Source organism: Nonomuraea sp. NPDC050547 (genome assembly GCF_044457345.1).
Taxonomy (GTDB): domain Bacteria; phylum Actinomycetota; class Actinomycetes; order Streptosporangiales; family Streptosporangiaceae; genus Nonomuraea.
Genome location: NZ_JBITGW010000001.1, coordinates 155,335 through 179,007 on the forward strand (window position 1 = coordinate 155,335; position 23,673 = coordinate 179,007).

Below are 23,673 nucleotides of genomic sequence, written 5' to 3' on the forward strand. Positions count from 1 at the left end.
TCTACGCTATGTAGAAATCCAACTTTCTACGTGACGTAGAAACTCCAGGGAGGCCACGTGTCGGACGAGCAGGATCGGGCCCAGGCGCGCCGCGCCAAGGTCGAGGCCATGCGCGAGGAAGACGACCGCCAGCGCGCCAGAAAGCGCAACACCGCCTTCGTCCTGACCGCCATCGCCGTCTTCGCGGTCGTGGTCGCCGCCGTCCTGGTGGTCAGCAGATCCGGCGGGCAGGCGCCGGCCGAGCGGGCCCAGGTGGTACGCGCCGACAGCCACCGCCTCCAGACCGCCCAGGACGGCAAGGTCACGCTGGTGGAGTTCCTGGACTTCGAGTGCGAGGCCTGCGGCGCCGCGTTCCCGGTGATCGAGCAGTTGCGCAAGCAGTACCAGGGCAAGGTCACCTTCGTCGCCCGCTACTTCCCGATCGCCAGCCACTTCAACGCCGAGCGCGCCGCGCGGGCGGTCGAGGCGGCGGCCAGGCAGGGCCGCTTCGACGCCATGTACCAGCGCATGTACCAGACGCAGAAGCAGTGGGCGGAGAAGCAGACCCCGGCTGACAAGCTGTTCAGGGAGTTCGCGCAGAGCATGGGCCTGGACATGGCCGCCTGGGACAAGGCCTACGCCGCCGAGGACACGCTGGCCCGCATCAACAAGGACGTCGCCGACGGGCAGGCGCTCGGCGTCGAGGGCACCCCCACGTTCTTCCTGAACGGCCAGAAGCTCCAGCCCAAGTCCACCGACGACATCAAGGCGGCCATCGATGCGGCTCTCGCCAAGTGAGCGGCGGGCGGAGCCGTTCCCGCGGCTGCTGCCGTACCTGCTGCTGGTCGGCGGCGGGATCGGGCTGGTCGCCGCGTTCGTGCTGACGGTCGAGAAGATCGCGCTGCTGAAGAACCCCGGGTACGTCCCGAGCTGCAGCATCAACCCGGTCCTGTCGTGCGGCTCGATCATGTCCACGCCGCAGGCGGAGCTGTTCGGCTTCCCCAACCCGCTGCTGGGCGTGGCCGGGTTCGCGATCGTCACGACCACCGGCGCCGCGCTGCTGGCCGGGGCGGCGCCGAAGCGGTGGTTCTGGGCGGGGCTGCAGATCGGGGTCACCGCGGGCGTCGTGTTCGTGCACTGGCTGATCTACCAGAGCCTCTACGTGATCGGCGCGCTCTGCCCGTACTGCATGGTCGTGTGGGCGGTGACGATCCCGGTCTTCCTCTACGTCACGCTCAGGAACCTCGCCCGCCCCTTCGCCCGCAACCACGTGATCGTGCTGACGCTGTGGTACCTGGCCGTCCTCGCACTGATCACCATCCGCTTCTGGACATACTGGAGCAGCCTGGTCACCTAGGACGCCGTGCGCGCGGTGACCTCGGGGCAGCTGAGCGTTTCCCGCAGGCTTCGTTCCCGCCTAGAAATGCGGCGACATTCAGGCGATCGTGATGCCGCCGGGCTCGCGGGTTTTCACCGCTGCGACGACCGCCCCGGCCTCGGTGCTTCAGGACATCGCCGACGTGCACCCGCGGAAGTCCGGGTCGAGGCCTCCGGGTGCCGGTGAGGCGGGGAACTCCGCTACCCCTGGAGGCGTGTGCCGCCGGGATCGTGGGCAGGTGCGTCCAGTCGTAGTGCGAGGTAGGCGCGGAGCATGGTCTTGGTCTCGGCGATCAGGTGTGGCTCGTCGTGGTGGGCGCGTAGCAGCGCGTCCGCCGCCTCCACCGCGATGAGCAGCACTCCGCTGTCACAAACCAGCCCAGCCTGTACGGCCAGCACCTCCGCCAGCGCCTCGGCCACCTCGGCGTTCGCCCCGAAGTCGACCACCGCGAACCCCGGCACCGTCCGCTTCATCTCCAGGTACTCGTCGACCACGGCCTCCACCAGCGGCTCCCAGTGGGTGATCCCGCGCCCGCGCACCCGGCGCACGAACGCGGCCAGGTTCCGTGCCGCCAGCGCGTCGGCCAGTTCCCGCTTGTCGCGGAAGTACCGGTAGACCGAGCCGATCGGCAGTCCGGTCACCGCCGCGACCCTGCGGGTGCTGAGCCCTTCGTAGCCGCCCTCGTCGAGCAGCCGGGCGGCGGCGTCGAGGATGCGTTCGACCCGCTCGGCGCTGCGCCGCTGGACCGGTGCCCGCCTCATGCGGCCAGCAGCAGGGTCAGGCCGCCGACGGTGTAGCAGATCATGAGCACGAACATCGGGATCTGGCCGGCGACCGCCCGCGCGGGCGGCAGCAGGCGTACCGACCGGTCGTGCGCGGCCACCACGCCCGCCACGTGCCCGATGACGATGGCCAGCACCTGCACCGCGGCGATCGTCGCCGGGCTCACCGCCTCCAGGTCCACCTCGGCCCGCAGCCCCAGCGCCAGCACGAACGCCCGCTGGCCCTCGATCACCAGCAGCGAGAAATAGTGGGCGACCAGGTAGCCGACGGCGATGGGCACCAGCGAGTGCGCGAACCTCGGCGCCAGCCCGCGCGCGCCGCCGATGCGCCCGGCCAGCCACAGGCAGCCCGCGTACAGCGCCGCCACCAGCACGATCGCCCCTGCCAGCCCGGCGGTGCCCAGCACGACCCGGCCCGGTGCACCCGACTGCAGCGCCTCCACCCAGACCGGCGCGCCGGAGAACCCGTCGTACCCGGTGCTCCCGAGCAGCACGCACACGGTCGCGACCAGCCCCGGCGCCGGCCGGACGGCATCCAGCCCGTCGAACGGATTGCGCAGCACGAGCCGCCCGTCAGCCCGCCGGCCGAACGGGGCGAGCTGTCCGATCAGCGTCGAATACACCTCGAAGGCCTCGCCTCGGGCCAGCCACGCGTGGCCGTACCGGAGCGTGGCGAGGATGTGCGCGCCGCCGTACACCAGCAGAAAGACCAGCAGTGTGTACGGCGCGGCGGGCTCCGGCGAGACGAGCTCCACCCACGTGAACGCCAGCAGCCCGGCGGCGGCCGGCCAGTAGCCGAGCCGTGGGGGCAGCGGGCGGCGCGCACGGTCCGGCAGCAGCCGCAACGGGCTCAGCACCCGCCACACCGGCCCGAACACCAGCGAAGCCGGCACCAGCCCCACCCAGAAGATCACATAGACCAGATGCGGCCCCGCGTTGCCCTCCTCGGGCCCCAGCACGAGCCACCCCACCGTGTACCCGACGATCAGAAGCGTGACCACCCGCAACATCCGCGACATCGCGGGCAGACGCAGCGGCAGCACGCGTCCCGCGACCTCACCGCGGAATCGCGAGTCCGGCCACAGCAGCCCCAGCGCCAGGAACGACACCACCAGCGCCGCGAACGCCCCCGCGTACGCGTAGAACAGCGGGATCGGCAGGTCACCTCGGCTGCCCACCCCGTGCGCCAGAATCCCGCTCACTTCACCGCCAGCTGGGTGAGCACCAGCTTGTTCTCATGCGTCTCCACCTGGAACACCCCGGCCACGTCCGCCGTGAACCGCACCGTGACCGCCTTGCCCGCCAGCAGCTCGGCCTCGACGTCATAGCCGTGCACGTGGACCTCGTCGGAGACGTCGCTGGTCACGGTGATGGCGACCCGCTGTCCCTTCCTGATCTCCACCCAACCCGACGGCGGGCTGACCTTCCCTTGCGCGATCGCGATCGGCACCACGACCTCGCCGTTGACCGTACGGGGCGGCGCGGTGGCCACCTCGTGGCTGTTGCCGGGCCGATGATGCGTCTCGGACAACTGCCCGCACCCCGCCACCAGCACGACCGCCACCACCAGCAGCCGTCTCACCCGACCACCCCCCGCTCTCCGGTACGGCGGCGCGGCGCCAGCACCACCACCGCCCACAGCACCCAGACCCCGGTGAGCAGCCCCCGCACCCAGCCGGGACCCAGCGGAATGAACGGAATCAGGTGAACCGCCCGGTCAAAGGCATCCGCCGCGGTCAGTACCCCGAGCACCACCGTGAACCATCCGAACACCGCCCTGACCCGCCGCGCCACGGCACCCAGGCAGACCAGCCACCCCGCCACCCCGGCCAGCGCGACCGCCGTGAGCAGCGGTGAGTCGAGGGAAGCGGCCACCACGTCAAGCACCAGCCCGGCCACCCCCACCACCGTCCCCACCACAAGCCCCACCCCACGCGTCGGGTCTGGCGTGGCCCGAGCGTTCGCGGTGGTGCTTGGTTCAGCCGTTGCGGGGACCGTCACCTCGGCGGGCGCGCTCTCCCCGAGGCTCGGTGTCCCGGGAGGCGCCTGTGCCGTCTTCTGCGGGGTCGCGTCGGCGGACGGCCGGGCCGGGCCGCGGTACCAGAACAGAACGGCCAGCAACCCCAGCACCAGCGACCCGCCCAACGCCAGCTGCGCCTCCACCCTCCCCAGCCCCGCAGCCCCGAACCAGTCGCACCCCGCGGGCAGCCGGACGTCCTGGGCCGAGAAGTCCGAGCACAGGTACAGCTTGAGGATCTTCACCGGCTCGGCCACCCACCGGTGCGACCCGCCCGACACTCCGGGCGCCGAGGCCGCGCACACCGGCAGCGCCTGCGGCGAGGACGGCCCGGTGTCGCCCTGGAAGCAGTTGCCCGTGCCCTGTCCGTCCCACCACACGTCGCGCCCGTTGGGACGTTGTTCGCCGGTCGGGCTGAGGCCGAAGACGTTGCCCTCGTAGCGGTTGTGGTTGGAGGTGTCGGCCTGCTTGGCGAGCGACTCCTCGCCCCGGATGAACGCCGGCACCCCGAACAGGTGGAACGCGCTGCCGGCGTGGCCCCAGATCCGGTTGTTCCTGAAGACGTTGTAGTTGCCGCCCGCGACCAGGATGCCGGTGCCCGGCGGCACGCCGACCTGGGGGCAGACCACGCCCTTCTCGTAACCGCGTTCGGCGGGCGGCTTCGCGCAGGTGCCGTCGCGCGTGTACCGGTAGTAGTCGCGGTTGTTGTTGTAGATCTTGTTGTTCTCGAACTTCGCGTGGTTCTGCGGGAGCCCGGGGTGGTCGGGCCAGAGGCTGTCCATCGTGGCGCCGACCATGTTGTCGTAGAACTCGTTGTCGTGCACCCACATCGAGTCGCCCGCGGTGCCCGAGTAGCCGAGCGCGTTGTCGTGGCTCTTGCAGCGGCGGATCTCGATGGCGTAGCGCGGGACGTCGTGGCCCCGGCCGTCGTTGAGGTTGGAGGCGCTGCCGGGGTAGAGGCCGCCGTCGCCGTTGCCGTAGGACTCGCAGTCGGTGTAGAGGCCGTGGTCGCTGGCGAAGGTGAGGAAGCCGTACTCGTCGTTCCAGCGGGTCAGCACCTTGTCGATGACGAAGCCATCGGTCTCCAGGACGTACAGGGAGTTGAAGGTGGTGCGCTGGGCGGTGAAGTTGCGGAAGTAGATGCCGTTCGTGCGGTCGGCGCGGATGGCGTTGAGCTTGCGGTACTCCGCGTCGATGACCACGTCCAGCGGCCCGGCGCCGGTGCCCTCGATCTGCAGATCCTTCTTGCCGAGGATCGCGACGAGGTTCTGGTTGTGCGGGCAGGCCTGCTGTTGCTCGAAGGAGAGGATCTGGTAGCCCCAGCTGGACCAGCGGGCGGGGAGGTTCGCGCACGCGCCGGTGGGGGCGGCCCGGCTGGGCTCTTCCAGGTAGAGCCCGGGGAGGATGGCGATCGCCATGCCCGGCCTGCCGACCTTGTCGACGGCTTCCTGGAGGTTTCTGAAGCCCTTTTGCTGACATAACTCGTAGAGCTGGATATTTCGCTGCTTGAGGGCTTCGGGGAAGTTCTCGATGCGGCGCTCGAAGTCGGGCCGGTCGCTCTTGCAGACCAGCAGATCGGGCTCGGCCTGCCGGTGGGCCGGGACACTGCCGCTGCCGTCCGGGAGCGTGACCTCGCGCTCCTCGTGGGCCAGTGCGGCGGTGGCGGGTAACAGGAGCCCTAATGTCAGGGCGCCTAAGGCCACGATCCTGCGCATGGGGGGCATGGCCGCGAGACTAGAACATTGCTCACGTTCTGCCCAGGCCCAGCGACGCCACTCCCCATCCCTGGTACGACGCGCCGTCTCCGCCGTACCGGCAAGGGATGGTTCAGGGTGCGATTCCGGCCAGGACCTGATCGACGATGCCCTCGGCCAGTTCGGGGCCGCGCTCCGCGGTGTCGCCCCACTTGGTGAACCAGACCATCGTGCCGGTCAGGATGGCCATGGCCAGCTCGACCTCCAGCGTGGAGCGGAGCTCGCCGCTGGCCATGCCCCGCTCCAGGACCTTACGCATCGCCGCCCGCCGCGGCTCGATCGCGATCTTCCTGAACTTCTCGAACAGGTGCGGATAGCGGTCCGACTCGCTCAGCGCGATGTTCATCACGCACTTGGTCCTGACATGTCCGGACTCGTCGCGCATCTGGTCGAGCAGCGTGACCAGGTCGTCGCGCACCGACTCGCCCGCCAGCGGCGGCACCGGCGCCTTCAGCGTGGCCAGGGCGTCGACCACGAGGTCCTCTTTGTTCGACCAGCGCCGGTAGATCGTCGTCTTGCCGGCCCCGGCCCTGGCCGCGATCGCCTCGATCGACAGCTCGGAGATGCCCATGCCCTCGCCGATGAGGTCGAGAGTGGCCTCGAGAATGGCCTTCTCGGCCTTTTCGCTACGCGGCCGGCCCGCCGGACGGGCCGCCCCTGCATCCTGAATCGTCATCGCGGCCTCACACTACCGCTGGTTCCTTGTCGTCCACGGGCAGGACCGCCGCGGCCTTGCCCGGCATCCACTTCGCGACCACCCCGACGCCCACGAGGGCGATGACGGCCGAGACCAGAGCGGTCACGTGCATGCCGTCGATGAAGGCGTTGAAGGCGGGGCCGAGGATCGCCGGGTCGCCCTGCGCCGCGGCGACCGTGTTGGTGATGGATTCGCCGGCCGCGTGCCGTACCGCCTCGGGAAGGCCGGTCAGAGCGGGGGCCACCTCGCTGCGGTACGCGGAGGACAGGACCGCGCCCAGGACGGCCACGCCGAGCGCGCCGGCGACCTGGCGGACGGTGTTGCTCATCGCGGAGCCGACGCCCGCCTTCTCGCGGGGCAGCGCCTCCATGATCGCGGTCGTCGCGGGCGGCATGATGTTGGCCATCGCGGCGCCCTGGATGAAGAAGACGATCTCGATGAGCACGATCGGGGTGTTCTGGTCGAACAGCGCGTAGCTGGCCAGGATCAGCGCGATGATCGCCATGGCGACGGTCGAGGAGAGCTTGGCGCCGAAGCGCTCGTTGATCCGCTGGCTGAGCGGCGCGAAGATGAGCTGCGCGGCGGCGAACGGGATCATCATGGCCCCCGCCTGCAGCGCGCTGAACCCCAGCACGATCTGCAGGTAGAAGGTCAGGAAGAACATCCCGCCCATCATCGCGAAGAAGACGATGCCCATCATGCCGATGGCCGAGCTGAAGCGGACGTTGGAGAAGTTGCGGACGTCGAAGGCGGGGTGCTCGACGCGCCGCTCCCACCAGACGAAGGCGCCCAGCACGAGCAGGCCGAACAGCGTCGGCAGCAGGACCTCGGCGTTGACGACCGAGCCCAGTTCGCCGCCGCGGATGATGCCGTAGACGACCGCGACCAGGCCGATGATCGACAGGATCACGCCCACCGGGTCGAGCCTGGAGGGCTTGGGGTCACGCGACTCGGGCACGATCGTGCCGATGAGGATCATGCTGATGATCACGATGGGCACGTTGATCAGGAAGACCGAGCCCCACCAGAAGTGCTCGATCAGCAGGCCGCCGGTGATGGGGCCGATCGCCACCGCCAGGCCGACGCCGCCGGCCCAGACGCCGATGGCCTTGCCGCGCTCGTGGGGCGGGAAGACGTTGGAGATGATGGCCAGCGTGGCCGGCATGATCGCTGCGCCGCCGATGCCCATGGCCGCCCTGGCCAGGATCAGCTGCGTCGGATCCTGGCTGTAGGCGGAGGCCAGGGAGGCCAGCCCGAACAGCAGCATGCCGATGAACAGCATCCTCTTGCGCCCGGTACGGTCACCGATGACGCCGAAGGTGAACAACAGGCCGGCGAACACGAGGGTGTAGGAGTTGATCGCCCACTCCAGCTCGCTCTGGGTGGCGCCCAGTCCTTGGACCGGATCGGCGATCGTCTTCATCGCCACGTTCAGGATGGTGTTGTCGAGCACGACCGCCAGCAGGCTGAAGACGAGCACGCCAAGGATCGCCCATCTGCGGGGGTGTCCGTTGGTGGTTTCCATGGGGGAAGGGTCCTTAATTTCGATACGGGAAAGTTTCGCAACGTCACCGTATCGCAAGAGATTCCGATACGCAACGGTCCCGTTTCGTAACGAAGCTCACAAAAAAGGGGCCAAGGGGATGCGCCCCTCGGCCCCTCCGGAACCCGCTACAGAACCGGCAGGTAACGGCCCAGCTCGAACTCGGTGACCTGGCGGCGGTAGTCACGCCACTCGGCGCGCTTGTTGCGCAGGAAGAAGTCGAAGACGTGCTCGCCCAGCGTCTCCGCGGCCAGCTCGCTCTGCTCCATGACCCCGATGGCCTCATCGAGCGACTGGGGGAGCGGCCGGATGCCCAGGGCGCGGCGTTCGGCGCTGGTCAGGGTCCAGACGTTGTCCTCGGCGGCCGCCGGGAGCTCGTACCCCTCCTCGATGCCCTTCAGGCCGGCGGCGAGGATGACGGCGAAGGCGAGGTAGGGGTTGCAGGCGGAGTCCAGCGAGCGGAATTCGATGCGGGTCGAGCCGCCCTTGTGCGGCTTGTACATGGGGACGCGGACCAGCGCCGAGCGGTTGTTGTGGCCCCAGCAGATGTAGGAGGGGGCCTCGCCGCCCTGGCCGGCGATGGCCTCGGCGCCGCCCCAGAGGCGCTTGTAGGAGTTGACCCACTGGTTGGTGATCGCGGTGATCTCGGCGGCGTGCCGCAGCAGGCCGGCGATGAAGGAGCGGCCGGTCTTGGAGAGCTGGTACTCCGAGCCCGCCTCGTAGAAGGCGTTGCGGTCGCCCTCGAACAGCGACATGTGCGTGTGCATGCCGGAGCCCGGGTGCTCGGTGAACGGCTTGGGCATGAACGAGGCCCAGATGCCCTGCTCCAGCGCGACCTCCTTCATGACCAGGCGGAAGGTCATGATGTTGTCGGCGGTGGTGAGGGCGTCGGCGTAACGCAGGTCGATCTCCTGCTGGCCGGGCGCGCCCTCGTGGTGGCTGAACTCCACCGAGATGCCCATCGACTCCAGCATCATGATCGCCTGGCGCCGGAAGTCGTGGCCGGAGCTGTGCGGGGTGTGGTCGAAGTAGCCGCCCGCGTCGATCGGCTCCGGCTTCTCCCCGGTCACCGGGCGGTTCTTCAGCAGGAAGAACTCGATCTCGGGATGGGTGTAGAAGGTGAAGCCCATGTCGGCGCACTTGGCGAGCGTGCGCTTCAGCACCCAGCGCGGGTCGGCGTGGGAGGGCGAGCCGTCCGGCATCAGGATGTCGCAGAAGATACGGCCGGCGCCCGGATTCTCGCTGCGCCAGGGCAGGATCTGGAACGTCGACGGGTCCGGCTTGGCGAGCATGTCCGACTCGTAGACGCGGGCGAAGCCCTCGATGGCCGAGCCGTCGAAGCCGATGCCCTCGGCGAAGGCGCCTTCGAGCTCGGCGGGGGCGATGGCGACCGACTTGAGGAAGCCGAGGACGTCGGTGAACCACAGCCGGATGAACCGGATGTCGCGTTCCTCGAGCGTGCGGAGCACGAACTCCTGCTGGCGGTCCAAGGCAGCCCCTCGTGAAGACATCGGTGGTCGCTTACAGGATGCCGTGTCCGTGTTTCGCACACGTTACGTGCCCCTCCGGTGCGTGGCTCACTGACAAACCACCCGCGCCCACCTAATGTGAGCACGCAGATCAGTCTCGGGGGAGGCATTTCGTGGCTATCGACCTGCGCAATCACAAACTCGACCGCGCCTTCGACCACATCGACGTGAGTGGCGGCGGCGAGATCGAGCGTGCGGACCTTCTGGGTCTGGGCGCGCGCATCCTGGTGGGCTTCGGCGAGTCGCCGACCTCGGCGACCGGCACCAAGCTCGTCGACAGCTTCGACGGGATCTGGGCCGCCCTGTCCGGGGCGCTGGACCGCGACGCGGACGCGCGCATGACCCGGGAGGACTTCCACAAGGCGATGGCGGCGGCGTTCATCGACGGGGAGCGCTACGAGCCGGTCTTCCGTCCGGCGATCCAGGCGGTGGCGGAACTCTGCGACGCCGACGGCGACGGGTTCGTCAGGCCGGGCGAGTTCCGCACGATGCTGAGCGCCTTCGGCACCGCCTACGACGACGTGGACGAGGCCTTCGACCGCCTCGACCGCGCCGGGCAGGGGGTGCTTTCAGTGACGGACCTGGTCGAGGCGGCCAAGGAGTACTACACCGGCGAGGACCCGCACGCCTGCGGCAACTGGCTCTTCGGGCCCCTGTGATGGTGATCGCCTCGATGAGGGACGCGCTGCGTTCCGTGCTCGCGAGGAAGCCGGTGCTTCCCGCGCCCCGCCGCGGCGGCATTCCGGCCGAGGCGCTGCTGCCGCTGGTCGAGCGGGTCCCGGCGATGGCCGCGCCCTGCCGCATGCATCCGTCGGTGTACGCGATCGAGGCCGCCGTCCTCGACTGGGCCCGCAGGACGGGGCTGCGCGCCGATCCCGGCGTGGGCTTCCACCGGATGGCCGGGCGGGCGTTCGCGGAGTTCGACGCGGCCGCGGCGGCGTTGTTCGCGCAGTGGCTGACGTGGCTGTTCCACTTCGACGACGAGCTCGACGAGGGCCCGTGCCCGCTGGAGATCTTCCAGGGCCTGCTCCAAGGTACGGCGCAGCATCCGCTGGAGTCGGCGTTCGCCGATCTGTGGCGGGTGACCAGTGCCAGGATGAGCGACCGGTGGCGGGCCAGGTTCGCGATGGGGCTGCAGCGCCAGCACGACGCCTGCCGTACCGAGGCCAGGAACCGGGCGACGGGCCGGATCCCGACGATCGAGGAGTACCCGGCGCTGCGCAGGGGCACCGTCGGCCCCTACCTGTACGACCTGGTCGAGCCGTGCCTGCGCGTCGAGGTCCCGGACTGGGTGCACGCCTGCGACGCCTGGCGCGAGCTGGTGGAGGCGTGCAGCGACACGATCGCCTGGTGCAACGACGTGGCCTCGCGCCCGAAGGAGCAGGGCGACGCGCACAACCTGGTCGTCATCGCCATGCACGAGCTCGACCTGGACGAACGGGCGGCGACCGCGTGGGTGCTCGACCGCGTCGAGGAACGGTGCGCCGACATGCGCGCGGCGGCCCGCATGCTGCCGCTCGACGAGCTGGAGCCCAAGGAGGCCCGCGACGCCAGCAAGGTGGCCTGCGCCTACCTGGCCGCGCCGCGTGCCCACCTGGACTGGCTGCTGGAGTCGGCGCGCTATACGTAACGTGATCGCACGATCTCGCTATGTACTCATGTGGCGCGGCACAGACGGCGTAGGCGGCGGCGGGGGCTCAGTGCGATCTCGGCGCTGGGCGCGGCGGGCGTGGTGTTGTGGACGGTGAACCTGCTGAACGGGCCCGCCTGCGCGGCGCCGCGTGCCGATCCGCAGCTGGAGCGGTCGCTGGGCTTCGTGGTGAAGCCGGGTTCGGACGAGGAGTGGCTGGCCGTACAGGTGCTCGACCACGGCGGGCCGCTGCGCAGCGTCGAGGTCCGCGTGGACGGCCACTGGCGCGACCTGCGGCGGCGCGCCGACGGCTCCTGGGTGGCGCGCGACGGCGCGGGCGACGGCCCGTTCGCGTTCCGGGTGACCGACGTGCGCGCGCACCGCAGGACCGTCGACGACCTGGACCTGGTTCCCGGCGAGGTGCAGCGCACGGGCGTCTTCCTGTACGGCCCCGCCCGCCCCTCACCCGCTCCCACGCCGGCTCCCGCCGCTGCCGACAGCCAGCGCGTCGCCTGTTGAGGTACGCCGGTAGACGACCTGCTTGCCGACCCGCATGCCGACCGCGAGCCCGCCGTCGCTGAGCACGCCGAGATGCTGGCTGACCGCGCCGGCGGTGAGCGACATGCGGCGGGCCAGCGCCGAGGTCGTCGCCGGCTCGGCCAGCGCGAGCAGGATCTGCGCCCGGCTCCTGCCGATGAGGGCGGCCAGCGCGCCGGGCGCGGGCGGCGGCCCGTCCTCCCACAGGGTGCCGACGCCCAGCACGGGATAGATGAGCGCCGACTGGTACGGCGCGGTCATCACGGCGACCGACGGCCAGTAGAAGGCGCTCGGCACCAGGACCAGGCCGTCGCCGTGCAGGTCGCTGTCGTCGCACCAGGGGCGGTCGACGAGCAGCCGCTCGCCGGTCCAGACGACGGCGGGGTCGAGGGAGGCGAACAGCTCGCGGGCGCCGCCGGTGGCCAGTTGCCGCGAGCGGCGCAGCACGTCGCGTTCGAGCAGGCCGTAGACGCGCGGCCAGTACTCGGCGAAGCAGGCGTCCCAGTACGCCTGGAGCGCGTCGGCGGTCCGCCGCAGACCGGTGGCGGGGTCGGCGCGGAATCGTTCGGTCACCGCCCGGTCGACGTTCGCGACCTTGGACGCCTCCAGGGCGGCGGTGTCGGGCGGCGTTCGCCGTACCCGGTCGAGTTCCTGCGCGAAGTCGGGCAGCGGGGTGTCGGGCGGCGGCGTGAGGAAGTCGGCGAGGTAGCCCTCGGCGGGCACGAGCGCGAAGAGCTCGTCCATGTCGAGCTGGGCCAGGCGGGGGCGGACCGCCTTGATCCACGGCAGGTGGACCAGCTGGCGGGCGGGGTCCTGGAGCGTGCGCAGGCTGGCGACGAGCTCCCACAGCGGGGAGAAGCCGAAGCGGATCCTGGCGACGTCCTCGCTCTTCAGCTTCCAGGTCACTCCCATAGGTTTTAGTGTGCCCTAAATCGTTGGAGCCTCAAAAGCGGATATTTCATGCTCTGGGGGTGACTAACGCACTTGCCGAGAAGCCGTCTTTCCTACGATCGAAGGTCGGCGGGCTGCCCAGGCCCTTCTGGGCCCTGTGGAGCGGCACGCTCGTCAACCGCCTCGGCACCATGGTGCTGCCGTTCACCGGCGTCTACCTGACCCAGGCGCGCGGGCTGTCGGTCGCCGCCGCCGGACTCGTGATGGCCGTGTTCGGCGCGGGTTCGCTGATCTCCCAGTTGCTGGCCGGGGTGCTGACCGACAGGATCGGCCGCCGCGCCACGCTGGCCGGCGGCATGCTGGCCACCGCCGCCACCATGATGTGGCTCGGCTACAGCACCTCGTTGCCGTCGATCCTGGCCGCCATGTTCGTGCTCGGCATCGTGATCGACGCCTACCGGCCCGCCTCCAACGCGCTCGTGGCCGACCTGGTCCCGCCCGCCGAACGGCCGCGCGCCTACGGGCTTCTGTTCTGGGCGATCAACCTGGGCTACGCGGTGGGCATGACGGCGGGCGGCTGGCTGGCCGAGCTCGGGTTCGTCTGGCTGTTCTGGATCAACGCCGCCACCAGCGTGGCCTTCGCCGTCCTGGTGTGGCGGGCGGTGCCGGAGACCGCGCCGCCCCCGGCCGAGGGGACGGCCGGCGGCGGGTTCGGCACGGTGCTGCGCGACCGGGTCATGGTGGGCTTCACGCTCGTGGTGCTGGGCGACGCGCTCATGTACTCGCAGACGTTCACCATGCTGCCCGTCGCCATGACCAAGGTCGTCGGGCTCAGTACCGGCGAGTTCGGGCTGGCGATGGCGCTCAACGGAGTGCTCATCGTCGTGGTACAGCCGCTGGTGTCCAACTGGCTGGGCCGCCTGGACGCGCCCGTCACGCTGGCCGCCGGGCTGGCCGTCATGGCCGTCGGCTTCGCCCTCACGGCTTTCGTCACCAACGTGGCCATGCTCGCGTTCACCATCGTCGTCTGGACCGCCGGCGAGATCGTGACCGCGGGCATCGTCGGCACCATCGTCGCCGCCCTCGCCCCCGCCCACCTGCGCGGACGCTACTCCGGGCTGTTCGGCTTCGCCTGGTCGGTCTCGACCGTGCTCGCGCCGCTGGCCGGCAGCGCGCTGCTCGGCGTGAGCGCCGGCGCGCTGTGGTTCACGCTCGGCGGCGTCGGCATCCTCTCGGCCGCCGGGATGATCGCCCTCGGGCCCGCCGTCCGCCGCAGAAGCGCCCTGGCGGCCTAGAGCCCCGGGACATCCCCGCGCGGCAACGCTTCCGCGGGTACGAATGCGACGCGGACTAGGCTGGTCACGTGGCTCAACTGCGCATCGCGCTCGTCCAGACGAACCCGACGGTCGGCGACCTGTCCGCCAACGCCGACAAGCTGCTCGCGTGGACCCGCGAAGCGGCCGGGCGCGGCGCCCACCTCGCGGTCTTCACCGAGATGTTCCTCACCGGATATCCCGTCGAGGACCTCGTGCTCCGCACCTCCTTCGTGGAGGCCAGCATCCGCACGCTGGAGGAGTCGGCGGCCCGCCTGGCCGCGGAGGGGCTCGGCGAGCTGCCGGTGCTGGTCGGCTACGTCGACCGCGCCGGGCTCGCGCCGCGCGCCGGCCGGCCGAGGGGCGCGCCGCTCGACGCCGCCGCGCTGCTGCACCGCGGCGAGGTCGTCTACCGTACGGCGAAGCACCACCTGCCCAACTACGGCGTCTTCGACGAGTACCGCTACTTCGTCCGCGGCGACCGGCTGCCGATCTTCCGGCTGCACGGGGTCGACGTGGCCGTCGCGGTCTGCGAGGACCTCTGGCAGGACGGGGGGCCCGTGGCCGTCGTCGGGCAGGCGGGGGCCGGGCTGCTGGTCGCGCCGAACGCCTCGCCGTACGAGAAGGACAAGGACGACGTGCGGCTGGAGCTGTGCGCGCGGCGCGCGCGCGAGGCCGGCTGCCCGCTCGTCTACGTCAACCAGGTCGGCGGGCAGGACGAGCTGGTCTTCGACGGCGACTCGCTGGTCGTCGACGCGACGGGCGCGCTGGTGGCGCGGGCGCCGCAGTTCCAGGAGAACCTGCTCGTGGTGGACCTGGAGCTGGCCGTGTCCGACGCGCCGCCCTCGCAGGTCGCCTACGACGCCGGCGACGGCTCCACGATCACCGTCGACCGGTTCGTGCTGTCCCCCGAACCGCTCGCCCCCTACGAGCCGGCCCCGGCGCCGCTGGCCGCGCCGCTCGACGCGCCCGCCGAGGTCTACCACGCGCTTGTGCTGGCCGTACGCGACTACGTGGCCAAGAACGGCTTCCAGTCGGTCATCCTGGGCCTGTCAGGCGGCATCGACTCGGCCCTGACCGCGGCCATCGCCTCCGACGCCGTCGGCCCCTCGCGGGTCCACGTCGTGCTCATGCCCTCGCGCTACAGCTCCGAGCACTCCATCGGCGACGCGGAAGAGCTCGTGCGGCGGCAGGGCGTCCACGCGCGCGTCGTGCCCATCGGCGACATCGTCAACGGCTTCGAGAAGGAGATCGAGCTGTCCGGCCTGGCCGCGGAGAACCTCCAGGCGAGGGTACGCGGCATGATCCTCATGGGCCTGTCCAACGAGCACGGCCACCTGGTGCTGACCACCGGGAACAAGAGCGAGCTGGCCACCGGCTACTCCACCCTCTACGGCGACTCCGCCGGCGGCTTCGCGCCCATCAAGGACGTGCCGAAGACGATGGTGTGGGAGCTGGCCCGCTGGCGCAACGCCCACCACAGCCCGCTGTTCGCGATGGACGCCCCGTCCCCCATCCCGGAGAACTCCATCACCAAGGAGCCGAGCGCCGAACTCCGCCCCGACCAGCGCGACACCGACTCGCTGCCGCCGTACGAGGTGCTGGACCGGCTGCTGGACGACTACGTGGAGAAGGACATGGGCTCGGCCGAGCTCATCGCCGCCGGCCACGATCCGGCGCTGGTCACCCGGATCATCAGGCTGGTCGACCTGGCCGAGTACAAGCGCCGCCAGTACCCGCCAGGCCCCAAGATCACCCCGAAGAACTTCGGCCGTGACCGCCGCCTGCCCATCACCAGCCGCTGGCGCGAGGAGGTCTAACCCGCGGCCAGGACGGCCCGGCAGGTGGTCAGGATGAGGTCGTCCAGCTCCGGGGGAGGGGTGCGTCCGGCCAGGAGGTGGCGGCGGACGGCGCCGTAGGGGACGTCGGCCAGGACGAACATCAGGTGCTGCCGGTCCGTGCCGGGGTGACGCGCGAGGTAGGCGTCGAGGGCGCCGGTGGTCCGCTCGTCCACCGCCGCCAGTTCGGGCCCCAGCTGGTCCGGCCACTGGGCGGCCAGGTCTTCCCTGCGGTACAGGAGCAGGGCGGCGGCCGCGGCGGGGTTGGCGCGGCACCAGCGGGGCGTGTGCAGGGCGGCCGCCTCGACGTCGTCGTCGGCCATGGCGGCGGCGAAGCCCGCCTGGAAACCCTTCACGCACCGCAGCCACAGCGTGGCCAGCAGCAGGTCGCGGGAGGCGAAGCGGTGGTAGAGGGAACCGATCGGGGCGCCCGTGCGGGCCGAGACGGCGGTCATGGTGACGGCGGCGGGGCCGTCGGCGCCGAGGATGGCCAGCGCGGCGTCCAGCATCTGGTCCTGGGTGAATTTCGCCGGTCTTCCCACGCTCGCCCTTCGATGGTATTAGTGGATTGGTTCTAGAATGTACCATCTAATTGAGGAGGCAGGCATGTCCGCCGCGAGCCACGTCGTCAAGGGTTTCTACAGCGCCGCGCAGACCGCCGACGGGGGCGCGATCCTGGCGTTGCTGCATCCGGACTTCGAGGCGCGCACCGCGCCGGGCATGCCGTGCGGCGCCGGTGGCGTCTTCAGCGGGCCGGCGGAGGCGCTGACCCGGGTGTGGGGCGCGGTGTTCGCGGAGTACGACACCGCGCCCTACGACGAGACCTGGCAGGAGACCGCCGACGGGACGGTCGTGGTCACCGGGCACTACCGGGGCCGCGCCCGGGCCACGGGCCGGGAGTACGAGGCCGAGTTCGTCCACCTGTGGCGGGTGGCCGACGGCCGGATCTCCCGGCTGCACCAGTACACCGACACGGCCCGCTGGCACGAGGCGCTGGCCGCCTAGATCCCGGCGCCCGCCACGATGTCGGCCACCGCCGGGTCGGACTCCAGCGCGCCCTCACCGAGCACGGTGTTGTCGGACAGCGTCACGCCCTTCGGCGCCTCGCCCGGGTCGGCGTCCCAGAAGTTGCCGATGAACGCCACGTGCTCCAGCGGCGGCGACACCTCCAGCACCACCGGGTTGTCGGCCCGGTGCACCACGTTGCCCTGCACGGTCACCCAGGCCGCGCCGTAGTCGGTGTAGAGGCCGTAGTTGTACGGCGTGACCGTGTCCTTGATCACGTTGCCGCGGATCAGGGCGCCGCTGGCGTAGGAGGAGCCCTGGGGGCCGGAGACGTACAGGCCGCCGCCGTCGGCCAGCACCTGCATCGTGTCGTGGATCAGGTTGCCGAGCACCTGGGTGCCGCGGCCGGCGTTGACGACGACGCCGTTGTGCGGCACCTCGCCGACGTCGTTGCGCGCCACGACCGTGGACTCGGTCCCGGCGATCAGGATCGCGGGGGAGCCGTGGTAGTCGAGGCCGACGCGGCGCAGGCGGGTGCGCTCGATCCGGTGCTCGCGGGCGCCGCCGCGGATGACCACGCCGCCGCCCGCCACCTCGTCGATCTCGCTGTCGAGCAGCGCGTTGCGCGCCCCGGCGCCGCGGAACTCCAGCGCGACGCCGCCGAGCCGGGTGAACCGGCAGCCTTCCACGCGCACGTCCGAGGCGCCGTCGACGACCACGTTGCCGGGGATGTCGGCCGGGTCGCCCGGCACGGTGACCTGGCCGCCGTCGAACGTGACGACCTGGAGGTCGCCGCCGGCGTAGAAGCCGTTGCCGTGGTAGTGGAGGAACCCTTCCCGCCCGCTCGGCCGGGTCCACGCCGCCTCGGCGAAGGTGATGCCGCGGAAGGCCGCGCCGCGTACCCCGTCGGCGTGCACCAGCGTCTCCAAAACCGGCGCCACCACGTCGTCCGGGCTCTCGCTGGGCAGCGGCAGGTAGTGGATCACGCCCTCGCTCACCGCGAACGTGCCCGGGGTCAGGAAGGCGGGGCTGTTCTCCGCCGAGGTCGGCGCGTCCACGGCGTAGTGCTCGCCGCCGCCCTCCCAGGTGATGATCGAGTGGTAGAGCTCGCGCGCCCAGCCGAAGGCGGGCTGAGCCATGGTGACGCTCGTGCCGGAGACCGACGCCACCGGGATGCGCGCCTCCGACCAGGGGTAGGCGCCGCGGTAGACGAACTCGACCGCGCCCGGCCAGTCCACGGCCTCCTCAAGGACGTAACCGGTCTCGGTGGCGGTGATCGCCGTCTCGCCGAGGGAGAGTGAGGCGCGCTCGGCGCGGCGTCCGCCCACGTAGAGCTGGCGCACGGGGGTGGCGGGCGCCGCCGCCGTCCACACGCCGCCGTCGCCCTCCTGCCAGCCGGTGATCGGCGTGCCGCCGCTGACGACCACCTTTTCCGGTACGGCGGTGCCGTACCCGTGGGCTTGCAGGACGATCCCGGAGTCGGCCTCGGTCAGCCGGAGCGTCTCGGTCAGCCGGTGGACGCCGGCCCTGAGGGTGATCACGCCGCCGGCGGCGCGGGCGCGTTCCAGGGTGGCGAAGGGGCGCTCGATCGTGCCGGGGCCGGAGTCGTCGCCGGAGGGGTCGACGAAGATCATGAGGAATTCCTTCCAGGTATGCGGTGTACACATCTGGTATACAGCATAGACAGGGAGAGGAGTCAACAGGTGGCCGATCCGGAGCGCAGCACGGAACTGCTGTGGGGTGCCAAGGGGCGCGGCGGGCTCAACCTGGAGCGCATCGTGCGCGCCGGGATCGAGCTCGCCGACGCCGAGGGGCTGGCGGCGGTGTCGATGCGGAGGGTGGCCGAGCGGCTCGGCTACACCACGATGTCGCTCTATCGTCACGTTCCCGGCAAGGCCGAGCTCGTGGACCTCATGCGAGACGCCGTGCTGGGGGACGAGCCGGACCTCGGCCCGCCGCGCGGGTGGCGGGCGGACACGGAGGAGTGGGCGCGCTCGGGCCTGGAGTTCTACCGGCGTCATCCGTGGCTGCTCGAGTCGGCGGGCGTGCGGCACGTGCCGGGGCCGAACGCCATCGCGTCCTTCGAGTCCGCGCTGACGATCATGGCGGCGACCGGGCTGCCGCCGGCCCAGGTGGTGGCCGTGGTGGGGCTGGTCGGGGCCTTCGTGGAGAGCGCGGCCCGCGAGGTCGTCGAGACGGCGAAGGTCGAGCGGCGGACCGGCGTCGGCCACGACGAGTGGTGGGGCGCGCGCGACTCGCTCTACCGGCACCTCGACCGCTATCCCACGCTCACCCGCATCTACGGGGAAGGCGGCTTCGACGAGCCGCTCGACCCGTTCGAGTTCGGGCTGCAGCGGGTGCTCGACGGGATCGAGGCACTCATTCGTGATGAAGTTCGTGACGAAACTCGATGTGCGGTCTGCGAGAAGGTGATCGATCCGGCCGAGACCGGACGGCCCCGCGCCTACTGCTCGCGCGCCTGCCAGCAGAAGGCCTACCGGCGCCGCAAAGTATGAAACGCTGGCAGATGTCATGATCCGCACGCACACCATCATCGAGAGCCCCGTCGGGCCGCTCACGCTGGTCGCCCTCGACGGGCTGCTGACCGGCCTCTACATGCGCGAGCAGCGCTACCGGCCGCCGGAGGAGTTCTTCGGGCATCCGGACCCCGAACCCTTCGGCGAGGTGACCGGCCAGCTGCGGGCGTACTTCGCCGGTGACCTGAAGGTCTTCGACCTGCCGATGAACCTGGTCGGCACGCCGTTCCAGAAAGAGGTCTGGACGGCGCTCATGGAGATCCCGCACGGCGAGACCCTCACCTACGGCGGGCTGGCGCAACGGCTCGGCCGCCCGCCCAGCGCCGCCCGCGCGGTCGGGCTGGCCAACGGCCACAACCCGGTCAGCATCATCGTCCCCTGCCATCGGCTCGTCGGCGCCAACGGCGACCTGACGGGGTACGGCGGCGGGCTGCCCGTCAAGCGCTACCTGCTCGACTTCGAGCGAGGGACGCTCTTCTGAGCCGCGTCGACAGCGTGATCTCGCGCAGTTCGCCGCGGGTCGTGGCGCAGTCGACCAGCCGCAGCTGCTCCATGACGCGGGCGGCCTGCGGGTTGTAGGTCAGCTCCTCCGGGCAGCCGTCCAGCACCCTGCGCAGCATCGCCGTGGCGCCGGCCGCGTCACGCTCCATCGAATGGGCCCTGGCCAGCGACAGGAAGTAGCGGGCCTGGCGGTCCCTGGCGCGCAGGCGGGCGGCGTCGATCCCCCCGGACAGGCGGATGGCCTGCCGGTAGCGTCCCAGGCGCACCGCCACGGCCACCGCCTGCGCCTCCACCTCGGCCGCGCCGAACGGGGCGTGCAGATCGTCGCGGTCCTCGCCCAGCGACTCGCCGATCTTCCTGGCGCGGTGCAGCAGCTCCTCGGTGTGCGGGACGTCGTTCTCCTCGGCGGCGGCCTGCGCCGCGGTCAGGTAGCAGCCACCGGCCACGGCGATCGCGGACGGCCCCGCCTGCCCGACGCCGTCGATCGCGGCCAGGCAGAGCTGGCGGGCGTCGCCGTACCTGCGCAGGTGGATGAGGACCTCGGCCAGCTCCGCGCGCGCCACCGCCGACAGCAGCGGGTCGCCCGCGCGCCCGGCGGCGGCCACGCCCCGGTCGGCGGCGAGCAGCGCCAGCGCGTGCTGGCCGCAGCCGCGCAGGAACGTGGAGAAGAGCCGGTAGACCTGCGTGAGCCCCGCCGCCCCCGGCTCCTCGTCCGGCGGCGCGCTCTCGGCCATCACCAGCAGCTCCGGCAGGCGCCTGCGCACCTCCGAGTAGCGGCGCGGCGAACGCTGCCAGACGTCCCACGCGGCCGAGACGTGGCGGGCGATCCGGTGCGCGCTCTCGGCCGGGTCCCCGGACAGCCGCCTGGGGTAGAGCAGCGCGTGGCCGATCTCGTCGTACTCGCCCTGCGCGCCCATCGCCGGCAGCGCCACGTCGCCGCCGACCAGCTCCGACAGGTCGCTGATCCGCAGGACGTCGGCGATGCGCAGGATGGTGGACAGCCGGTCCAGCGGCCGGGCGCCGTTCTCGATGAGGCGCAGCCACTCCTCGCTGCAGCCCACGAGGTTCGCCAGGATCCGCCGCGAGATGCCGCGCGAGCGGCGTACGGCCATGATCCTGGCTCCGTCGACCATGAAGTCGCTGGTCATGATTTCACCGTAGGCGAGGATCCGGCGGCGCCCCGCGGCTCCCGGCGGCCAGGAAGGGCGGCCACTTGCTGCCGGTTCCGCGGGGCCGGATCCGGGTTACCGTGGAAAGGATCGCCTGCCGTACAACAGCAGTTGGATCTAGCCCGATCTCCAGTGCCCAGACTGCCCCTACACCTTTCGGCAGAAGGAGATCACGATGGGGCTACTGGACGTCGAAACGATTCGGAAGGCGTTCCCCTTCTTCGACCCGGCCGCTGACGGCTCCCGCCCACCGGTCTACCTGGACAGCGCGGCGACCACGCAGAAACCCGCGGCGGTGCTGGACCAGCTCAACGCCTATTACACACGTTCCAACGCCAACGTCCACCGCGGCGTCTACCGCCTCGCGGTCGAGGCCACCGAGCTGTACGAGGGCGCCCGCAGCAAGGTGGCCGCCTTCGTCGGCGCGCGGCGCAGCGAGGAGATCGTGTTCACGAAGAACGCGACGGAAGCCGTCAACCTGCTGTCCAACTCGCTCATGTGGGCCGCCGACGAGCACCGCATCGGCCCCGGCGACGAGATCGTCGTGACCGAGATGGAACACCACTCGAACCTCATCCCGTGGCGGCTGCTCGCCGAGCGGGTCGGCGCGAAGATCAGCTACCTGGGCATCACGAACGACGGCCGCCTCGACCTGTCCGCGCTCGAAGAGCGGGTGACCGAGCGCACCAAGCTGGTCGCCGTCGTCCACGCCTCCAACATCCTCGGCACCGTCAACCCCATCGCGCCCATCGCCGCCCGCGCCGCCGAAGTGGGCGCGCTGCTCGTGGTCGACGCCGCCCAGTCGGTGCCGCACCTGGGCATCGACGTGAACGCGCTCGGCGCCGACTTCGTCACCTTCTCCGGGCACAAGATGTGCGGGCCCACCGGCATCGGGGTCCTGTGGGGCAAGTACGACCTGCTCGCCGAACTGCCGCCCTTCCTCGGCGGCGGCGAGATGATCGAGACCGTCACCCTGGACGCCATGGCCTACGCGCCGCCGCCCCTGCGCTTCGAGGCAGGCACGCCGCCGGTCGCCCAGGCCGTCGGGCTCGGCGCCGCCTGCGACTACCTCGACTCCCTCGGCATGGACGCCATCGCCGACCACGACCAGGCCCTCATCGAGTACGCGCTCGACCGGCTCGCCCAGGTCCCCGGCATCCGGTTCATCGGCCCGGAGGACACCACCGACCGGTTGCCCCTCATGTCCTTCGTCCTGGACGGCGTACCGCTCCAGCAGGTCAGGACCGCCCTCGACCAGGCCGGCATCGCCGTACGCTCCGGACACCACTGCGCCCAGCTGGCCTGCAGCCGCTTCGGCATCCCCGCCGCCGTGCGCGCCTCGTTCTACCTGTACAACACCCCCGACGAGGTCGACTTCCTGGCCGACACCCTGGAGCGCACCCGCTCCACCACCACCGTCTACGCCACCCCGCCCGAGCTGACCGACACCCGCCCCGTCCGCCCGTACAAGGAGATCCTGATGCCCGGGATCTTCGAGCCGTGGGGCCACGCGCTCGTCGGCGCCCTCGCCCCCGCGCCCGGCGCACGGGCCCTCGACGTCGGCACCGGCCCCGGTACGGTCGCCCGCCTCCTGGCCGCCGCCGTGGGACCCACCGGAGCCGTCGTCGGCACCGACATCAGCGCCGGCATGCTCGCCCTCGCCAAGGAGGAGCCGCCCGCGGCGGGCAGCGCCGCCATCCAGTACGTCGAGTGCGGCGCAGCGCCGCTCCACGTCTCCGACGAGGCGTTCGACCTGGTCACCATGCAGCAGGTCCTCCAGTACGTCCCCGACCGCCGGGCCGCCGTCGCCGAACTGCGCCGCGCGCTGCGGCCGGGGGCGCGTCTCGCGATCGCCACCTGGCTGCCCCTGGACCGCAACCCGCTCTTCCAGGCCCTGCACGCCGCGCTCACCTCCGTGCTGGGACGGGAGACGGCGGCGCTGTTCGAGGAACCGTGGTCGCTGGGCGGTGAGGAGGTCGCCGACCTGGTCGCGTTCGCCGGGTTCGGGCAGGTGCGGCTGGACCATTGGACGGTGCCGGTCACCGTGTCCGGCGGGGCCGAGGCGCTGTCGTGCCTGTACTCGTTCTCGGCCGTGGGGCCCGAGGTGGCCGGGCTGGGGGACGAGCGGCGTACCGCCCTGCTGGACGCGGTCCGCGCCAACCTCGCCGACCGCACCGACGCCGACGGCGTCCACGCGCTGACGGCGTCCAGCGTGGTGACGGCCACCGCCCTCTAACGTCTGCGCCGACCCGCCGCGCCCGCCCCCTTCACACACCACCGGCCCCGGGGGCGGGCCTCGTGGTTGTCGCAGATCCTGCGGTTGTGCGGGTCTTGCGGTCCCTTGAGCCCTGCGGGTCCTGGCGCCGGGCAGCCTGGGGTACGGCCGGCGCCGGTCTGGAAGGGTTGGCGCCCTGGGAGTCGTCCAACGTCGCGCAACGGGCCAGGTGGGATCGGTCCCTTGGGGATGCGCCTCTGTTGCCGAGGCGTGCGTGGCGGATTTTCCGTGAGGTTTGGGCTTGATTCGCCTACGCGCAATGTGAAATTTTACATATCACATTACCCACCCCCCAACT

General features: G+C 71.2%; 22 protein-coding genes. 11 read left to right on the forward strand and 11 right to left on the reverse strand.

Annotated elements, in window-relative coordinates; all coding sequences use genetic code 11:
* The first annotated feature begins 57 nt into the window (after positions 1 to 57).
* A complete protein-coding gene (locus tag ACIBHY_RS00770) occupies positions 58 to 777 on the forward strand; it encodes a DsbA family protein (RefSeq protein WP_397305524.1) in 720 nt (239 codons plus the stop codon).
* On the forward strand, positions 758 to 1,336 hold the full coding sequence (locus tag ACIBHY_RS00775) for a vitamin K epoxide reductase family protein (RefSeq protein WP_397245521.1): 579 nt from the start codon (positions 758 to 760) through the stop codon (positions 1,334 to 1,336). The genes ACIBHY_RS00770 and ACIBHY_RS00775 overlap by 20 nt, the downstream gene beginning before the upstream one ends.
* A gap of 221 nt (positions 1,337 to 1,557) precedes the next feature.
* On the opposite strand, the gene ACIBHY_RS00780 is transcribed toward ACIBHY_RS00775, so the two are convergent.
* From ACIBHY_RS00780 to glnA, 7 genes are all read right to left on the reverse strand, one after another.
* Positions 1,558 to 2,118, reverse strand: coding sequence for a TetR/AcrR family transcriptional regulator (locus ACIBHY_RS00780; RefSeq protein ID WP_397305525.1), 561 nt, complete (start codon positions 2,116 to 2,118; stop codon positions 1,558 to 1,560).
* Positions 2,115 to 3,341 (reverse strand): hypothetical protein, encoded by a 1,227-nt coding sequence (locus ACIBHY_RS00785; RefSeq protein ID WP_397305526.1) that lies wholly within the window; start codon positions 3,339 to 3,341, stop codon positions 2,115 to 2,117. The genes ACIBHY_RS00780 and ACIBHY_RS00785 overlap by 4 nt, the downstream gene beginning before the upstream one ends.
* Positions 3,338 to 3,721 carry a hypothetical protein gene (locus ACIBHY_RS00790; RefSeq protein ID WP_397245528.1) on the reverse strand — a complete coding sequence of 128 codons (384 nt, stop codon included), beginning with the start codon at positions 3,719 to 3,721 and terminating at the stop codon, positions 3,338 to 3,340. Before ACIBHY_RS00790 ends, ACIBHY_RS00785 begins: the two co-directional genes overlap by 4 nt.
* On the reverse strand, positions 3,718 to 5,880 hold the full coding sequence (locus tag ACIBHY_RS00795) for a right-handed parallel beta-helix repeat-containing protein (RefSeq protein WP_397305527.1): 2,163 nt from the start codon (positions 5,878 to 5,880) through the stop codon (positions 3,718 to 3,720). The genes ACIBHY_RS00790 and ACIBHY_RS00795 overlap by 4 nt, the downstream gene beginning before the upstream one ends.
* Positions 5,881 to 5,983: 103 nt before the next feature.
* Positions 5,984 to 6,586, reverse strand: a complete 603-nt coding sequence (locus ACIBHY_RS00800) for a TetR/AcrR family transcriptional regulator (protein WP_397245533.1) — start codon at positions 6,584 to 6,586, stop codon at positions 5,984 to 5,986.
* 7 nt (positions 6,587 to 6,593) lie between these two features.
* On the reverse strand, positions 6,594 to 8,132 hold the full coding sequence (locus ACIBHY_RS00805; RefSeq protein WP_397305528.1) for an MFS transporter: 1,539 nt from the start codon (positions 8,130 to 8,132) through the stop codon (positions 6,594 to 6,596).
* Positions 8,133 to 8,278: 146 nt separating this feature from the next.
* Entirely contained in the window at positions 8,279 to 9,640 is a 1,362-nt protein-coding gene (glnA, locus tag ACIBHY_RS00810) for a type I glutamate--ammonia ligase (protein WP_379611505.1), read from the reverse strand.
* Between the two features lie 152 nt (positions 9,641 to 9,792).
* On the opposite strand from glnA, the gene ACIBHY_RS00815 reads away from it, so the two are divergent.
* From ACIBHY_RS00815 to ACIBHY_RS00825, 3 genes are read left to right on the forward strand one after another with little or no spacing between them, the layout of a single operon-like run.
* Positions 9,793 to 10,338, forward strand: coding sequence for an EF-hand domain-containing protein (locus ACIBHY_RS00815; protein WP_397245537.1), 546 nt, complete (start codon positions 9,793 to 9,795; stop codon positions 10,336 to 10,338).
* 14 nt (positions 10,339 to 10,352) lie between these two features.
* A complete protein-coding gene (locus ACIBHY_RS00820) occupies positions 10,353 to 11,309 on the forward strand; it encodes a terpene synthase family protein (RefSeq protein WP_397245539.1) in 957 nt (318 codons plus the stop codon).
* Between the two features lie 30 nt (positions 11,310 to 11,339).
* The gene (locus ACIBHY_RS00825; RefSeq protein ID WP_397245541.1) at positions 11,340 to 11,828 is read left to right on the forward strand and encodes an expansin C-terminal domain-related protein; all 489 of its coding nucleotides are present in this window, start codon (positions 11,340 to 11,342) and stop codon (positions 11,826 to 11,828) included.
* Here the strand turns inward: ACIBHY_RS00825 and ACIBHY_RS00830 are convergent.
* Positions 11,772 to 12,758 (reverse strand): DUF5937 family protein, encoded by a 987-nt coding sequence (locus ACIBHY_RS00830; protein ID WP_397305529.1) that lies wholly within the window; start codon positions 12,756 to 12,758, stop codon positions 11,772 to 11,774. The genes ACIBHY_RS00825 and ACIBHY_RS00830 overlap by 57 nt on opposite strands.
* A gap of 59 nt (positions 12,759 to 12,817) precedes the next feature.
* Between ACIBHY_RS00830 and ACIBHY_RS00835 the strand changes: the two genes are divergently transcribed.
* Together ACIBHY_RS00835 and ACIBHY_RS00840 are read left to right on the forward strand one after the other, a co-directional pair.
* Positions 12,818 to 14,032, forward strand: coding sequence for an MDR family MFS transporter (locus ACIBHY_RS00835; RefSeq protein WP_397245545.1), 1,215 nt, complete (start codon positions 12,818 to 12,820; stop codon positions 14,030 to 14,032).
* Positions 14,033 to 14,100: 68 nt separating this feature from the next.
* Positions 14,101 to 15,870, forward strand: a complete 1,770-nt coding sequence (locus ACIBHY_RS00840; RefSeq protein ID WP_397245547.1) for an NAD+ synthase — start codon at positions 14,101 to 14,103, stop codon at positions 15,868 to 15,870.
* On the opposite strand, the gene ACIBHY_RS00845 is transcribed toward ACIBHY_RS00840, so the two are convergent.
* The gene (locus ACIBHY_RS00845) at positions 15,867 to 16,430 is read right to left on the reverse strand and encodes a TetR/AcrR family transcriptional regulator (RefSeq protein ID WP_397305530.1); all 564 of its coding nucleotides are present in this window, start codon (positions 16,428 to 16,430) and stop codon (positions 15,867 to 15,869) included. The two genes, ACIBHY_RS00840 and ACIBHY_RS00845, sit on opposite strands and share 4 nt — an antisense overlap.
* A gap of 64 nt (positions 16,431 to 16,494) precedes the next feature.
* Between ACIBHY_RS00845 and ACIBHY_RS00850 the strand changes: the two genes are divergently transcribed.
* Positions 16,495 to 16,893, forward strand: coding sequence for a nuclear transport factor 2 family protein (locus ACIBHY_RS00850; protein WP_397305531.1), 399 nt, complete (start codon positions 16,495 to 16,497; stop codon positions 16,891 to 16,893).
* Here the strand turns inward: ACIBHY_RS00850 and ACIBHY_RS00855 are convergent.
* Positions 16,890 to 18,527 carry a right-handed parallel beta-helix repeat-containing protein gene (locus ACIBHY_RS00855; protein WP_397305532.1) on the reverse strand — a complete coding sequence of 546 codons (1,638 nt, stop codon included), beginning with the start codon at positions 18,525 to 18,527 and terminating at the stop codon, positions 16,890 to 16,892. The genes ACIBHY_RS00850 and ACIBHY_RS00855 overlap by 4 nt on opposite strands.
* A gap of 69 nt (positions 18,528 to 18,596) precedes the next feature.
* On the opposite strand from ACIBHY_RS00855, the gene ACIBHY_RS00860 reads away from it, so the two are divergent.
* On the forward strand, positions 18,597 to 19,409 hold the full coding sequence (locus ACIBHY_RS00860; RefSeq protein ID WP_397245556.1) for a TetR/AcrR family transcriptional regulator: 813 nt from the start codon (positions 18,597 to 18,599) through the stop codon (positions 19,407 to 19,409).
* Between the two features lie 16 nt (positions 19,410 to 19,425).
* Positions 19,426 to 19,911, forward strand: a complete 486-nt coding sequence (locus tag ACIBHY_RS00865; RefSeq protein ID WP_397305533.1) for a methylated-DNA--[protein]-cysteine S-methyltransferase — start codon at positions 19,426 to 19,428, stop codon at positions 19,909 to 19,911.
* Here ACIBHY_RS00865 and ACIBHY_RS00870 read toward each other — a convergent pair.
* The gene (locus tag ACIBHY_RS00870; RefSeq protein ID WP_397305534.1) at positions 19,868 to 21,079 is read right to left on the reverse strand and encodes a helix-turn-helix domain-containing protein; all 1,212 of its coding nucleotides are present in this window, start codon (positions 21,077 to 21,079) and stop codon (positions 19,868 to 19,870) included. The two genes, ACIBHY_RS00865 and ACIBHY_RS00870, sit on opposite strands and share 44 nt — an antisense overlap.
* A 196-nt stretch (positions 21,080 to 21,275) precedes the next feature.
* Between ACIBHY_RS00870 and ACIBHY_RS00875 the strand changes: the two genes are divergently transcribed.
* Positions 21,276 to 23,336 (forward strand): SufS family cysteine desulfurase, encoded by a 2,061-nt coding sequence (locus ACIBHY_RS00875; protein WP_397245562.1) that lies wholly within the window; start codon positions 21,276 to 21,278, stop codon positions 23,334 to 23,336.
* Positions 23,337 to 23,673 lie beyond the last annotated feature (337 nt).